This window comes from Vallitalea sediminicola, assembly GCF_054408565.1.
Map to the genome: position 1 here is coordinate 84,008 of NZ_BTPT01000025.1, position 15,648 is coordinate 99,655.

16 protein-coding genes are annotated in these 15,648 nt (G+C 29.1%); 12 read left to right on the forward strand and 4 right to left on the reverse strand.

The features are described from left to right. Positions 1 to 199 precede the first annotated feature (199 nt). Together ACX6CF_RS11095 and ACX6CF_RS11100 are read left to right on the forward strand one after the other, a co-directional pair. A complete protein-coding gene (locus ACX6CF_RS11095; RefSeq protein WP_458785392.1) occupies positions 200 to 625 on the forward strand; it encodes a hypothetical protein in 426 nt (141 codons plus the stop codon). Positions 626 to 642: 17 nt separating this feature from the next. Then, positions 643 to 1,824 (forward strand): iron-containing alcohol dehydrogenase, encoded by a 1,182-nt coding sequence (locus ACX6CF_RS11100; RefSeq protein WP_458785393.1) that lies wholly within the window; start codon positions 643 to 645, stop codon positions 1,822 to 1,824. 95 nt (positions 1,825 to 1,919) lie between these two features. Here ACX6CF_RS11100 and ACX6CF_RS11105 read toward each other — a convergent pair whose 3' ends face one another. Genes ACX6CF_RS11105 through ACX6CF_RS11120 form a run of 4 tightly spaced genes read right to left on the reverse strand, consistent with a single transcriptional unit; the run spans position 1,920 to position 4,390 of the window. After that, positions 1,920 to 2,378 (reverse strand): hypothetical protein, encoded by a 459-nt coding sequence (locus tag ACX6CF_RS11105; RefSeq protein ID WP_458785394.1) that lies wholly within the window; start codon positions 2,376 to 2,378, stop codon positions 1,920 to 1,922. Further along, positions 2,375 to 3,112, reverse strand: coding sequence for a hypothetical protein (locus ACX6CF_RS11110; protein WP_458785395.1), 738 nt, complete (start codon positions 3,110 to 3,112; stop codon positions 2,375 to 2,377). The genes ACX6CF_RS11105 and ACX6CF_RS11110 overlap by 4 nt, the downstream gene beginning before the upstream one ends. Then, positions 3,096 to 3,992, reverse strand: a complete 897-nt coding sequence (locus ACX6CF_RS11115) for an ATP-binding cassette domain-containing protein (protein ID WP_458785396.1) — start codon at positions 3,990 to 3,992, stop codon at positions 3,096 to 3,098. Before ACX6CF_RS11115 ends, ACX6CF_RS11110 begins: the two co-directional genes overlap by 17 nt. A 32-nt stretch (positions 3,993 to 4,024) precedes the next feature. Beyond that, positions 4,025 to 4,390 carry a GntR family transcriptional regulator gene (locus ACX6CF_RS11120; protein ID WP_458785397.1) on the reverse strand — a complete coding sequence of 122 codons (366 nt, stop codon included), beginning with the start codon at positions 4,388 to 4,390 and terminating at the stop codon, positions 4,025 to 4,027. A 537-nt stretch (positions 4,391 to 4,927) separates the two neighbouring features. Between ACX6CF_RS11120 and ACX6CF_RS11125 the strand changes: the two genes are divergently transcribed. The 10 genes from ACX6CF_RS11125 to ACX6CF_RS11170 all read left to right on the forward strand — a co-directional run bounded on the left by ACX6CF_RS11125 (position 4,928) and on the right by ACX6CF_RS11170 (position 15,641). Further along, the gene (locus tag ACX6CF_RS11125; RefSeq protein WP_458785398.1) at positions 4,928 to 8,551 is read left to right on the forward strand and encodes a chondroitinase family polysaccharide lyase; all 3,624 of its coding nucleotides are present in this window, start codon (positions 4,928 to 4,930) and stop codon (positions 8,549 to 8,551) included. Positions 8,552 to 8,683: 132 nt separating this feature from the next. Next, positions 8,684 to 9,610, forward strand: a complete 927-nt coding sequence (gene metA / locus ACX6CF_RS11130) for a homoserine O-acetyltransferase MetA (protein WP_458785399.1) — start codon at positions 8,684 to 8,686, stop codon at positions 9,608 to 9,610. Positions 9,611 to 9,799: 189 nt separating this feature from the next. Beyond that, the gene (locus tag ACX6CF_RS11135) at positions 9,800 to 10,711 is read left to right on the forward strand and encodes a helix-turn-helix transcriptional regulator (RefSeq protein ID WP_458785400.1); all 912 of its coding nucleotides are present in this window, start codon (positions 9,800 to 9,802) and stop codon (positions 10,709 to 10,711) included. A 79-nt stretch (positions 10,712 to 10,790) separates the two neighbouring features. Next, positions 10,791 to 11,591: an alpha/beta fold hydrolase gene (locus ACX6CF_RS11140; RefSeq protein ID WP_458785401.1), complete on the forward strand. Its 801-nt coding sequence runs from the start codon at positions 10,791 to 10,793 to the stop codon at positions 11,589 to 11,591. 145 nt (positions 11,592 to 11,736) lie between these two features. Then, entirely contained in the window at positions 11,737 to 11,940 is a 204-nt protein-coding gene (gene mobC / locus ACX6CF_RS11145; RefSeq protein ID WP_458785402.1) for a plasmid mobilization relaxosome protein MobC, read from the forward strand. A gap of 262 nt (positions 11,941 to 12,202) precedes the next feature. Continuing rightward, the gene (locus tag ACX6CF_RS11150; protein ID WP_458785451.1) at positions 12,203 to 12,451 is read left to right on the forward strand and encodes a DUF6678 family protein; all 249 of its coding nucleotides are present in this window, start codon (positions 12,203 to 12,205) and stop codon (positions 12,449 to 12,451) included. A gap of 157 nt (positions 12,452 to 12,608) precedes the next feature. Continuing rightward, a complete protein-coding gene (locus ACX6CF_RS11155; RefSeq protein ID WP_458785403.1) occupies positions 12,609 to 13,478 on the forward strand; it encodes an NADAR family protein in 870 nt (289 codons plus the stop codon). 79 nt (positions 13,479 to 13,557) lie between these two features. Further along, complete coding sequence (locus tag ACX6CF_RS11160; RefSeq protein ID WP_458785404.1) at positions 13,558 to 14,103, forward strand: hypothetical protein; 546 nt, start codon at positions 13,558 to 13,560, stop codon at positions 14,101 to 14,103. A gap of 72 nt (positions 14,104 to 14,175) precedes the next feature. Then, on the forward strand, positions 14,176 to 14,718 hold the full coding sequence (locus ACX6CF_RS11165; RefSeq protein WP_458785405.1) for a hypothetical protein: 543 nt from the start codon (positions 14,176 to 14,178) through the stop codon (positions 14,716 to 14,718). 515 nt (positions 14,719 to 15,233) lie between these two features. Continuing rightward, positions 15,234 to 15,641, forward strand: coding sequence for a hypothetical protein (locus ACX6CF_RS11170; RefSeq protein WP_458785406.1), 408 nt, complete (start codon positions 15,234 to 15,236; stop codon positions 15,639 to 15,641). The last annotated feature ends 7 nt before the right edge of the window (positions 15,642 to 15,648 follow it).

The window sequence follows — 15,648 nt, forward strand, 5'->3', positions numbered from 1 at the left end:
AAAAATCGCATATTAATATACATATTAAACATATATTTGAAATAAAACCTAACTTTTTTTCAACTATATGTTTTTTTTATTCTATTGTAAATTTCTATATCTGAGTGTTATTCATATTTTCATTAAAAAATTAATTTGGGAGGTGGTTTGGATTAAAAAAATTATTATTTGGTTTGTAGCTAAGTTTATAGGAAGAGGTTTGCAAGCAACAGTCAGAATGGATAAAAATGCGCGTGAAGAAATCATTAAATGGAAAGATGGTTACACAATTGTAATTGATACTTATAAGAATGGACCTAAAATCTGTTTTGTCAAACAGGGAAACAGTTTATTGAAAAAGAAATATCAAGATGATATGAAAACTGATATTAGAATAATCTTCAAATATACAAATATAGTATATGAAATATTTACAGGGCAGATTGGGCTTGATAAGGCATATGCCCAGAATAGAATGATTGTGAAAGGTGATATATTTCAAACTTTAAAAATAGTTAGAATGTTTTATATATGTGAATGTTACTTATTTCCAAAATTCATTTGGAAAAAGATTATTGTTGAGAAACCTAGTTTGAATTCTAATACATGTAGCATATATATAGCTGCCATATTCGGGTTAAAATAGGGAGGAGGAGAGAGAATATGAATTCAGAGTATTTTGAATATCAAAATCGTGGGAAATTACTTTCAGGGAAAAATGCTATTGATCATATAGCTTATGAACTTAATAATATGATGTGTAAGAACCCGCTTATTATTACTGATAAGATGCTAGTTAAATTTGGTCATGTAAATATATTATTAAAAGCCTTAAAAGAAGGGGATATAGATAAGCCTCTTATATATGATGATGTACCAGCTGATTCTAGTGTAGAAGTGTGTAATGCTATTGCTAGTATATATAGAGATAATGAATGCGATTGCTTGATAGCACTTGGAGGCGGTTCGGTTCTAGATACTTCCAAAGGAGTTAATCTGACACTATCGTCGGGAGCAAATAATTTATTAGATATAATGGGACTTGGGATTATACAAAGAAAAACTGTACCGTCGATTATGATACCAACTACTTCAGGAACAGGTTCAGAAGCAACTTTAGTAGCGGTAATAGCTGATAAATTAAAAAATGTAAAAATGGAATTTATCTCATATAATTTAGTACCAGATGTAGCTATACTGGATCCGAGAATGACATTGACACTACCACCAAAATTAACAGCTGCAACTGGTTTTGATGCTTTAGTTCATGCTATTGAAGCATATACATGTAAACAAAAGAATCCAATAAGTGATGTGTTTGCTATAAGAGCTATAAAATTCATTTGCGACAATCTAATAAAAGCAGTAATTGATGGTAAAGATGAAGATGCTAGGCTTGCTTTAGCTAATGCATCATATATGGCTGGTACAGCTTTCTCTAATTCTATGGTTGGTATTGTTCATGCTATAGGTCATGCAATTGGTGGAGTCTGTCATGTACCCCATGGATATGCAATGTCTATTTTACTTCCTTACTGTATGGAATATAACTATGATGCTGTTGGTAATCTTTATGGTGAACTTTTACAATGTTTTATTGGTATAGATGAAACATCTAAAATCCCAATTAAAGATCGTGGGAAAAGTTGTATTGAAGAAATCAGAAATATGTTAGATAAATTAAATGAAGTAGGAGGATTACCTACTCGCCTTAGAGACGTGAAAGTTTCAAAAGATGATTTTGAGAAAATAGTTGAAAATGCTATAAATGATGGAGCTGCTATAGTTAATTCTAGAAATGTAAGTAAAGAAGCAGTTGTTGATATATTAAATAAAGCGTATTAGATTTATTGCCATAATTGTATAAGGCTGTCTCATAATAAGTTTAATATTATAATATGAGACAGTCTTTTTTTATGAAACATTTATTATTTCAAAAATTAAAACTTGAGTTCTGTTTTGTTGCCAGTAAACTTAATATCAATATTTTTAGGATAGTATATTATAAAATCGATTCTTTTAGACAATACTTGAGTATCATTGGTTATATATTTAGTTATGTGTTTTAAGGATGACCAAGTTGATATACCTAAAAAAGAAATTCTATTACAAATAGTTTTTTCTAAATTAAGTTTGTTATCATCACAGCCAATAGTATAAGGTTTATTTTTATAAATAACATTAAATAGGGTTGTTGAATATACCTCAACATAATCATTATCCCATTTAATAGGGTAATAATTACAATTATTAGCATTAATGTAAAAAGTATTGTTAGTATCTATATCATATTTTTTAAGTGAACTAGTTAAATCTTTATTACTATATGAAATAAGTCCTGCTAGCATACATATGATAAGTAATGATAGTAGAAATAAACCAATAATTTTATTTCTCATTTTATAACCTCCCTAATTTTTAATGGTATGTAGGCAATTATATGAAAAATTAACGTTAGTACCCATAATTTTAGCAGAAGATATCCTAGTGATGGGTCATGAAAAATTGATGAATACATATCCATTGATATAATTTTTATGTCAGGAGAAAAATATATTGTTGCAATTAGTAAAGGTATTACAATAGACGTAACTAATTTATATTTATGAAAAAACATAGATAAAAAATATATAAATGATACAATAAATATCATATAACTAAGTGAAATGAAAAAACCAGGTAAAAATGATTTTACATTAATGAGTGGGATCGTGTAAAAGTTATCAAATAGTTTGCCTGAAATTATATTAATAATTATTTCAACTATTTGAAGAGCACATGTGAGTACCATTAAAACGTATGAACCAATTACAATAAATAGAAAATTGCCTATAGCATATAGATTTCTATTTAATGGAAAAACAAATGATCTACCAAATTCAGTGTTATTAGTAGTAACAAATATGGCAATGCAAAATGTGATAACCATAGATATATAACCATATGTAAGAACTCCAACTGTATTACACTGCCAAACTGTATCAGCAGTTGAATTAAGGGAAGACAATAATATAATATGGTTGATTATTGTAATTCCAAAAGTTACTAATATTCCAATTAGTGCGGTAAGCTTAAAATCAATAAATGAATTTAATAGAAATCCTTTCAAAGAACGTTTAGCTGATGAAACCATCAAACTCACCTTCCTTTCCATGGCTGGTTAAATATATACAAGCATCTTCAGTGTTTATTTTATTTATTAAAATACCTTTTTCTTTCAAATACTTAATATCTTTATCAGATATAGTATTTTCTATTCCAACTGTTATGCTATCACCTAATTCATTTTTATAAAGAATTTTATGATTTCTAATAAATGATGTTATAGTTTCTCTAGAACCATTTAGAGTGATTCCATAATTTTGAATAACCTCAATGGGTTTTTGTAATAGAAACTTTCCTTCTTTTATTATAATTATTTCTTCTAATAAGTTTTCTAATTCGTGTAGCATATGACTAGATATGATTATTGTTCTAGGATAATTAATGAAATCTTTTAATAATATATTATAGAATTCTTTTCTAACAGCAGCATCAAGACCAAGAGTAGGTTCATCAAATAATGTAATAGGCATATGACTACAGATTCCCATGATAATATTAAATTGTGTTTTCATACCTCTAGATAGTTTAGCATATTTTAATTTACTATTAAGTTCAAAGTAATGCAATAAATTAAGAGCTAATTTTTCATCCCAATTTTCATAATAAACCTTTGCTAGTGTTAAAATATCCTTTAATTTTAATGTAGTGTCATATTGAATTTCTTCATCAATGAAGATCAATCTAGATAAAACATTAAGATTATCAAATATTGGTTCATCCCAAAGAGTAATACTTCCACTGGATGGTTTAATATAGCCAGCACAAGTTTTTAGTAACGTAGATTTTCCGGCACCATTTCTACCGATTAATCCAATAATCTTATTTTCATCAATAGAAAAAGTAACATTATCAAGTGCCAGTTTGCTTTCATACTTTTTTGTTAAGTTATTACAATTAATAATAGGCATTAATATAACCTCCTTATTTTTAAAATTTATATTTATAAATTAATACTATCCATTTTTACTTTGATTTCATCTTTACTAATACCTAATTTCTTTGCTTCGATAAGAAGACTCTTTAACATAGTTGAATAGAATAGTTCTTTTCTTTTGGTTTGAATCATTTTTTTAGCACCTACTGATACATGCATACCCATACCTCTTTTCTTATATAAGATTCCTTCATTAACCAATAAATTAATACCTTTAGCGGCAGTTGCAGGGTTAATACAGAATTGTTTGGCAATTTGATATTGAGAGTAAGATTGTTTGTTTTCCCTGAGTATACCATTGAGAATATCATCTTCTATACCTTCTGCAATTTGTATATATATAGGCTTTAAACTATCCTGGGACAATTTCATACTATTTTCACCTCCATACTGCATTACTGATGTAATGTAGTATAATATACTTTTATGTAGATGTCAAGATGATAAATAATATATATTCTTAATATAGTATTTATATAAAAGTACTATTAGAGTAAAATCACAGGAATGTAATTGCTCAAATTCGACCATATATCAAAATTTTAATATTGTTATATAATTATAAGATATTAAGATGTAACAACAATATTAATATTTTATGGTTGTGTAAAATATTTCTGAAAGTATATAATACTACTTGAATAAAGCGAGGTTCTAATATTAAATATAAATATTTCAATATAAAATAATTATTTTTTAATAGAAACAAATACATATTAATTGTTTATGGGGAAGGTTATACAGTTATTTGTTACTTAGCTTATATGTGAACTGTATTTAGAAATGGATAAGTAGAAAGGAGGAACATAAAAATATTAAGTGATTAAATCTATATTTGCAAATTATCTATTTCCACAGTTTATTCCACATATAGATACATAAAAATTATAGGCTTGGGAGGAAAATTATATGAAGAAAATGGTAGGAGTTTTTATGGCTTTAATTATGTTGGTAGGTACATTAGCATATAGCGAGCCAATAAAGGTAATGGCAGCAGATGATGATTATTCAAGATGTGAAGATTTTGAAAATGCCAATGTTCCAGTTAATTGGCAAACGGTTAATGGGGGTTTTGTTGAAGTAACAAATAATCATTATAAACATGGGACTAATTCACTTCTATGGAATTTTGTATCGGATTCAAAATTAAGGGTAGATAATCCGTTATATCTTTGCGAAGCAGGAGCTAAGAGCAGAGGTGGAATGAAAATATGGATATATAATGAAAATCCAATTGATGATAAGGTTACTTTTAAATTTGGGGTAGTGTCTACTTTAGATGTGGATAATCCTCATTATAAATTTGATGTAAATATTAATTTTAAAGGATGGAGAGCAGTATGGGTTAAGTTTAGACAAGAAGGGGATAACCCAGATTATAGTGGAAATGACAATGATTCAGTAGAAATCATGGATATAGTTGCACCTAGTGAAGCAGGAAGTCTGTATTTTGACATTGTTGAATTTGTTAACGAAATGCCAAAAAGTCGTAGTGCAGATTATCAAATGCATAAGGTAGGTGTATCAGATATTGAAACAGCTATGTATTGGGATATGGCTTATTATTATAGTGGGTTGACACCATCTTTGCCAGAAGAGACAGAGATTACTCAGGAACAAATTAATGATTTTAATGATATCGAAGCAAAATATGAAAAATGGATATTTGGTGAAAATATTGATTTGACTAAAGAGCCATTAAGTATTAGAAATAATGCTTTACAACAATTTATAACAGAGGGATTACAAGCATATGATAAATTAAGTATTGTAAAACATCCTGATGGCAGAATTACAGGAGAACCACTTTTTTCATCTCGTGATCCACATTTAATGAAATTTGGTGTAGATGTAAGTAGAGCTGTTTTATTACCGTTAGTGTATGATTATAAAATAAATGGAAATGTTTCAAGTAAAGATAAATTCTTGGATACGTTAGATTATATGAATGACCAAGGTTGGGCATATGGTAGCGGACTTGGAACAATGGACCATGAAACAAATAAACATAATGGGTATTTCCATGCTATTTATTTGATGAAAGATGAATTAGCAGCAACTAATAGGCTTGAAAGAGAAAGAGCTACAATTTTTTGGCAAACTATTTTTGGTAAAACATTTGAAGAAGATATAGACCAAGAAGAAGTAACTTCAGATGAATTAAGAACAAAATTCATGTATAACCTATTATATGTACTTATCATGGAAGATACTCCAGAGAAGGTACATTATATGAAAGGGTTAGTCAATTATTATAATATAGCGCTTACAATTGCACCAGGATATTCTGATACAATTAAGAGTGATTATTCATTATATCATCATAGAGGTACTTATCTTTCTGCTTATGGTGTTAATGGTATTCATATGGCATCATTAATTGCTTATTTGTTAAGTGATACAAATTTTGCTCTAACAGAAATGAGTACTAATAATATTAAGAATTCTCTATTAAATGCACGTATCTATGCAAATGAATATAATGTACCAGCAGGGGCTAGTGGTAGATTACCAGATGTTACTGGAGTAGTTGCAAAACTTGTTCCAGCATATGCGTACATGGCACTTTCTTCTAATGGTATTGATGAAGAGATGGCATCAGCTTTCATGAAATTATGGAAACCAGATTCTTCATATTTAAAAGAAGGATTATTTCCATTAGCTAATACGTATTCTGTTCATTACTTAAATACTATGGGTGGATTACAATTGGCAGTTGAATTATCTGAAAGTGGTTATCAAGCTGAAAATACACCACAAGGTACATGGATGTATCCATATTCAGGGTTAGCAATTAATAGACAAGGCGAAGCTATGGTAGCAGTAAAAGGATATAGCCAATATGTATGGGATTTTGAATCATCTAACAAATTTGATCCTCAGACTTTAACTCAGTTAAAAGAAAATGTATATGGTAAATATCAGTCATATGGAAGTATTCAAATCAATGGTAGCGGTAATCCAATAGGTACAATAGAAAGTGGATATAATCTGGATAATGGTTGGGATTGGAATAGATGGCCAGGTGCAACTACAAAGCATTTACCTTTATCAGAACTTATATTTACTGGTAGTCATGCAAATCATAGAAGATTTAGTGATCAAACTTTTGTAGGTGGAAGTACGTTACAAAATCAATATGGTGTTTTCGGAATGAAATTACATGATATTCATGATGACACAAGTTTTAGAGCTAATAAATCAGTCTTCTTCTTAGGAGATAAGATAGTATGTTTAGGTTCAGACATAGAAAATGACGATAGTATTAATTCAACTGAAACAACATTATTCCAATCTTATATGAATACTAGTACAATGCCATTTTGGTATAATTCTAATAACGAGATTATTAGCGACACTTATTCAGAAGAAGTAACTACCAATAATTCAGCTTGGCTAATTGACCCGTACAATAATGGATATTATCTACCAGATGCAAGTGGCCTTGTAATACAAAGAGGAGTTCAAAATTCTAGAGATAATAGAGATTCATTAGATACATCAGGGAATTACACAACAGCTTGGATTAATCATGGGACAAGTCCTAATGGAAGTAGTTATGAATATGCAATAAAATTAGGAGTTACTCCCGAGCAGATGGAAACATTTATAAGTAATCCATCATATCAAGTGCTACAAAAAGACAGCGATGCACATATTGTTACTGATTCATCCTTAAGTATTACTGGATATGCAATAATGAATCAAAATGATATTATTAATCATGGACATTTGAAAAATGTAAGTGTGCCTTGTATGGTAATGACTAAAGATCTTAATGAAGATGAAATAATACTTAGTATGAGTGATCCAGACCTTAGATTACCGAAATTCAATAAACATAAAGAAATAACTTCTGATGCCATAAGAGTACCAAGTACTGAGAATATAGCAACTCTTACATTAAGAGGAGAATGGCAGCTTAAGAATCCATCTGATGATGCTAGAATTATAGCTTCTAATAACGAGACAACAATTGAATTTGATTGTGTAGACGGTAAGAACATAGAAGTAGAATTAGTAAAAGGTTCTGGAAGTGGTCAAACTCCTGCACAGGTAACATTGAATCCTACTGAAGATACTTATGTTAGAGATGGTAAATATGGGGATCAAAATTATGGTACGGTAGCACTAAGAGTTAAAGGTGATTCTAATAATAATAATAGAGAAACAATCATGAAATTCGATATGACTAATGTTAGTTTAGATGCTAAAAGTGTTGAACTGAAAATATATCCAACTAAAGTAACAGGAGTTGTACCAGTATCTATTTATGCTGTAATAGATGATTCATGGAATGAAAGTAGTATATCTTATAATAATAAACCTGCTGTGACTACGAAAATTACTACATTAAATATTGATGAATCAAACAAATGGTATACTTTTGATGTAACTCAATTTGTTAATAGTGAATTACAAGGTGATAAAGTAATAACATTATACTTCAAAGATGAAACTATATCAGGTGATATTATTGTTTTTGATAGTAGAGAAGATACAAATAGTCCACAGTTAACTATAACGTATTAGTATAAAAGTTCATTTCACCTTTTGTTTTTTAGCCTATTGTAGTATAATATTGAATTAATAAATGATTTTGACTTCATTATATTAATTTAATATTAATGATTATATTACTACTACTAGAAAAGGTGATTGAAAATGCCAATTAAAGTTGATAATAATTTACCAGCAAAACAAGTACTGAGGCAAGAGAATATATTTGTGATGGATGAAGATAGAGCGATGCGTCAAGATATACGTCCTTTACAGATTGCTATACTTAATTTAATGCCATTAAAACAAGCTACGGAGACTCAGCTTTTACGTTTGCTCAGTAATACACCTTTACAGGTTGAGATTACTCTATTGCATCCTGAGTCCTATAAGTCAAAAAACACATCACATCAGCATTTACTAAGTTTTTATACAATCTTCAAGGAGATAAAACATAGAAAATTTGATGGTATGATAATAACTGGTGCACCAGTTGAACATATGGACTTTGAACAAGTAGGATATTGGAGTGAATTGAAAGAGATAATGGAATGGACCAAAACTAATGTAACATCAACTTTTCACATATGTTGGGGAGCACAAGCAGGTCTTTATTATCATTATGGTGTCAACAAACATCTGCTTACTAATAAAATGTTTGGTATATTTAAACATAATGTACTAAAGCCCAATTATAAATTGTTACGAGGGTTCAATGATGATTTTTTTGTTCCTCACTCAAGATATACAGAAGTTAGAAGAGAAGATATCATTAATAATTCTAATCTAGAACTTTTATCTGAATCTAATGAATCAGGGGTATATATTGTAATGTCCAAGGATAAAAAACAAGTATTTGTTACAGGACATTCAGAATATGATCCATTAACTCTAAAACAAGAGTATTTTAGAGATAAGGAAAAAGGGGTAGATGTTAGGTTGCCTAAGAATTATTTCCCATATGATGATGAAAATCAATATCCTATGGTATCTTGGAGAGCACATGCTCATCTTATATATTCAAACTGGTTGAATTATTATGTATATCAGCAAACACCATACCAAATGGAAGAAATTGGTGAGGAAAGCTAGGTTTTACAGGACTTATAATGGATTTTAAGTAAAATTAAAAGTGAAAACGAGAACTTCTGGTAATTATCAGCTGCTCTCGTTTTTTAATAATATATAAGAAAATATCGTTCATATCTACTTAGAAAGTGGATCTCTAAGTACTCAACAATGATATTTGATGGAGATATTTTCACATTGAAAGGAGAGTTTATGAAGATTTATAGATTGTTATCGATTATAAATATAATGCTAAATAAAGAGTTAGTAACAGCTAAATATTTAGCAGAGAAGCACGAAGTGTCGATTAAAACAATTCAAAGGGATATAGAAACCCTAAATATGGCAGGTGTTCCTGTTTTTTCGAAGAAGGGTATAAAGGGAGGTTATGGAATACTTGATTCATATAAATTTGATACTAAATTGTTGTCTACGCAAGAAGTTAATCTGCTTAAATCTATGCTAGATAGTTTAAGTAGTGTATATAGTAATAAGTCATTAGAAAGTCTGTGGGAGAAGCTTGAATCGGCACTAATCACTGTTGCTAACTCTGAATATGCGAAAGTGAAAGTGGACATTACCCCATGGAATAAGGATGAAAAACTTCAAGAAAAAATTAATCTAATTTCAGATGCAATTGGACAATCTCGAATATTGAGTATTGAGTATTACAATAGTAATGGGGAGTGCCTTTCAAGAGAGATTGAACCGTATGAGTTAGTTCTGCGACATGGTAGATGGTATATGTTTTCATATTGTCTGCAAAAAAAAGATATAAGAACATTTAAAGTGAACAGAATTTCAACTATGGAAATTACTAACCGACATTTTGATTTGAGAGATTATAAATCTCTTCAAAGGGTTGAATCTACAAGGAGAGATGGTGTAAAGAAAGTGCTCAGATTTAATAAAGAAGCTTATTATCGAGTAGTTGATATTTTTAATGTTGATGAAGTTACTGAGATTACAGAAGAAAATGTAACTGTAGTGACATACTTAAAGATAGATTCGTGGTTAATCTCTATGATTCTTTCATTTGGAGATGATGTAAAAGTTATTGAACCAGAAATTCTAAAGGAACATGTAAGAAATAAGATGAAAAAAATGAATAAAATTTATAATTAGGACATACTAGATGTCCTTTTTCTATTGGTAGAATGAATATGTTAATAAAATAGCCCGAAATAGTCAAAGGAGATTTGTTATGAAAAAAAGTATAGCTAAATTTATAGAAAAAGAAGGATTGAAATTACATTATACAATAACGGGAGAAGGAAAGCCAATTATTCTATTGAATCCAGCATTTTTGGATTTAAGAATATGGAACTTACTAGCAAACGATTTGTCAACTCATTACCAAGTTATACAATTTGATTTTAGATTCTCAGGGAGAACTGAACAAAATGATTCAGACTATAGCTTATATGAAGATTTACACATGTTGGTTGAGGAAATGAAGTTTGAGAAAGTTAATCTTTTAGGACTCTCGGCAGGTGGGTACACAGCATTAGAATTTGCGATTCAATATCCTGATAAAGTGGATAAATTATTTTTGATTTCAACAGGTTTATTTGGAGTAAAGGAAGATGAAAGAAAATTTCATAGAATGGAAAAGTTTCAAAATGCTTTATATAGTGGTGATATCAAAAGGGCATCTGAAGAATGGACAAAAATGTGGTTGATAGGTGAGAATAGAAGCTTTGAGAAAATTTCAAAAGATAAAATTGACTTATTTATGAGTATAACAGAACATAATCTGACTAAGTCAGTCAATTATAAGATGCCTAAATTTATTGATCCACCTGTGAATGTGCAGCTGTCAAAACTCGAAAATGAAATATATCACATGATAGGGAATCAGGATTATGAGGATGTTTTTGAGTCAAGTAAAGTTTTTAGAGAAAACATAAAAAATTATCATGAGGAAACTGTAGAAGCTGCTCATATAATCCCACTTGAATTGTCTGAATACCTTATTGAAAAAATCAAGAACTTTATAGAGTGATGTAAGTTCGCTGTTTCATGTAGTAATAATAAGTTATGATATTTGCTCTATGCTGATATCATTGTGTGTCAATTGACACATAAGGATTATTCCTACAAATTGAAATTAGGTGGTACTATTACCAATCACAATTTACAAGCAAAATATGAGCCAATATGTATCCCTCCAAGCCTTTACTATTTATGAGGGCTTAAAGGAGCATACCCATCAACTATCAAAGATAGGAACGAACTTAAATCAAGTCCTGATCTTGGCACATCAAGGGAAACTATCTAATATTGATATTCAGCCCATCAAAAATGAGATACATGAGATATGGCAATTAATCTATAGGAATTTTAGTGAATAGTAAATTCAATATATCAAATATATCAATACTAGCCTGTCAACAAAAAATAATCAATAAGTTTATATTAGAGATATGTAAAAAATAATACTAGAATTAATAAGTCGTCATAATGATTAAGGATGAATTGCGTAAACAAGTCAGTTCTATTATAATAATATTTATTGGATATTGTCTTGTTCTATTATACAATTGATTATAGCTGATAAGATGTGTTATCTAATATTTATATTATGTTCAGTTAGATTAATGAAATGCATAATAGATATTTAATAGTGATGTATGGTATTGGGGTGACTGGAGTGAAGAGACAATGAGACCATATCATGCTATTGAATGGGTAAAAGTTAGACCGAGATATACTAAGAAAATTGGTAAATATGTAGAGGATCAGATAATTGATGAAACGAAAGATTTCATTGCATTATTACATAAATTAAATATATTTTATCATGAACAAGATGGGGCATTTCTAATATATGGTTATAGATGTGCGAGTGATAGAAATGAGTAGAAATATCTATTAGTTTATTAAAATTTCATAAGGGAATTGTTGTAATTGAGTTAGATTAAGAATCAATGAGGATATATAATGGAGGAAAAATTGATAATTAGATAGACAAAGTTAAAGCAATATGTCCTCTTTTAGTTGAGAAAAGGAGAGCAAGACAATGAAACAAATATATAGCTTAAATAACCCAATGCCACCACTATGGTTTATGTATCCACATATAAGCAGATACAGTATAGGATGGCGTATGGGATATGGTGAAGATTATGCTTATAACTTTTATCAGTGGTATACAAGCTTAAGTGATATTGAACAAAATAAGTATGAAAATATGTTTCCAGAACCAAAGGGATGGCTTGGTTGGTACAATGATACACATGAAGATGTTTATGATAACAACATACTTTTATGGGATAAGGATTGTAAATTAAAATATACTCTTCAGCGAATACAGAAAGATTTTAGAAAAGGTAAAAAGCTTAAATATATCTTTTTCTGGGGGCATCAGCCTTCTACAGATGGAAAAATTATAAAGAGTTGCATGAGCCAATGGTGGAAAAGTTCATTTACGATTGAAACAGATACATATTGTTGTATGGAGCAATATATGATGGCAGAAAAGGCTAGATTATTTAATGACCATGAAATATTAGATAAGATATTAAACAACAAAAATCCTAAGCAAATAAAAGAACTTGGAAGACAAGTAAGGGGTTTTGATAATACCAAATGGGAAAAATACAGTCCAAGTATTATATTAAATGGTAACCTAGCAAAGTTTCTACAAGATGGAAATCTAAAACAATTCTTAATGGAAACAAAGGATAAGATTCTTGTAGAAGCAAGTCCATATGATAAGATATGGGGGATAGGTCTATCCGCAGACCATGATAATGCAAATAATCCTGTGTTATGGAAGGGACAAAATTTATTAGGTTTTGCCTTAATGGAAGTAAGGGATGAACTTATTAGGATATGTGAGAATGAGAATATAATAGATTATGAAAAATTGCATAAGCAATTTAACTAGTTGAAGTAGAAAAAAATTACTATAAACCATTTATTCTATATTGTACAACGAAAATTCAAATTTAACGGAGATAACTAACATGAGATTAGAACTAAATGAACTTCAGCAATGGATATACGATCTTATTTATAATAATAACAGTATTTATAAATTTGAAGATTGGATTTACTATAACGATAATATAATGACATACGTATATTATGATGACTATATAGATAAATATGCGAGAGGAAATCTACTTAGAATTATTGACCAATATGTAGATTATGGAGTTTATGAATCAATTAACTTAATAAGATTGCTAGAAAAATGCTTAGATAAAAATTTGAACTTTGATCAGTTAGCTCATATATACCAAGAATTTTATTATATGTATTGCAAAGGATATACTTTCTTAGATGAGCTAGGTATAACTTATGGTCTAGCATGTATTGTACCACCAAGCAAATTTTCTTCAAATGATTGGTATGAATTAAGTGATACCGAAAAAGAAATCATTTATAGTTTTTATCCAGAGGTAAAAGTGTATATTGAGAATGTAATAGAGTTACTTGTCAAAGAAAAAATAGTATTAACAGGATGTAAGGATGAGTTGGGAAGATGGATATTTGTTGATAATAGGTAATTGTTGAAATTTTGTTCTAAGATTAAGATCATGTAATTATAAGAGATAATTTCCAACAGATTGGAGTAAATCATGAAAAAATACCAAATAGAAAGACGTATAAAAATTGCACTGGATACTCTTAGGGTAAATGATAATTACCTTCTTAAAAATGATGTCAGTGAAAGAAGTATCGCTCATAGATTAGCACTATACCTAGAGAATACATTTGGAAAAGAGTTTAATGTAGATTGTGAATATAATAAAGATATTGAACAAGTAAGTGGTAGCAAAAAAATAATGATACTTGAAGGTATATGGAGAGAGTATCACAGAAGTATTAACCGTAATGAAGATATAATAGAGGATGCAGATATTCTTATAGAAAAAAGTGTCATACCAGATATTATTGTACATAAAAGAGGAAGAAACGATAAGAATCTCATTGCAATTGAGATAAAAAAGTCTTCGAGTAGAGTAAATGAAAACTATGACTTTGAAAAATTAAAGGCTTATACAAGCACTGAAAATAATCTTCACTATGAATACGGCATTTTTATTAAATTTTATGTCAACCAAAATAGGTATAGCGAGCCTAAAATAATATATTTTCAGAAGGGAAAGCAAATAGACTAAATAAGATTAAATCAGAACATGAGTAAACATCATATAAAATTTTTAGTAATCATGCTATCGCAGCAGGACTATTTATTGTATTAATCTTTATAATAAATCGTAACTGTGACTGTGATTTGAATGAAGGGGCTGGAGAAGAAGAGGAAGATAAAGGAGACAGACAAAATATTGTTAAATTTAGAAGAATTCTGTACATATTTAGGAATAGGAAAACCAAGGCGAGAGAGTTATTAAAAGATCTACATTCTAAGTATGTAGATCAGCAAACACCATACCTAATGAAAAAAAATTGGTGAGGAAAGCTAGGGTTTACGGGGGGGCTAGATTTTCTAAGTGTCATAAAGTATAGTAAGTTATCATAACTTTTGGCTCAAATTTGGAGGTAAAGATAGTACTAAATGGAGGCAATTATTAAGCGGAATTATATGTGAAAAGTAACTTGGATGACAAATAGACTACAAAATAAGTGTCAAAGAATGGGTTAATAAGACAAATTTATAGGTTAGGTGAGGTGGATGATGAAAATTAAACATATTTATGTAGGAGTCTTGTTATTAATAATTATACTAGCATTTTTATATTTCCATAATATAATAAACGATGTACAAATATTAAAAAGTGATGAAATTCAAGAAATAACTATAGAATACGGACCAGAATCATTTACTGTTGGAGATGAAAGTGTAATAAAAGATATAATTAATTGCTTAAATATTGAAGAATGGAAAACTGTTAGAAACTGGCGTTTAGAATTGGCACCATCATTTTATATGATACTGTATTATTCAGATGATAATAAATCTATACTAGGGTTCTTAGAAGACGAAGAGATAGCATATTGCAAGTTTAAAAATAGATATTATAAACTAAATATTAGATATTCTGATATAAACAATTATTTAAATAACCTACTTGAAGAATAAAATCAAT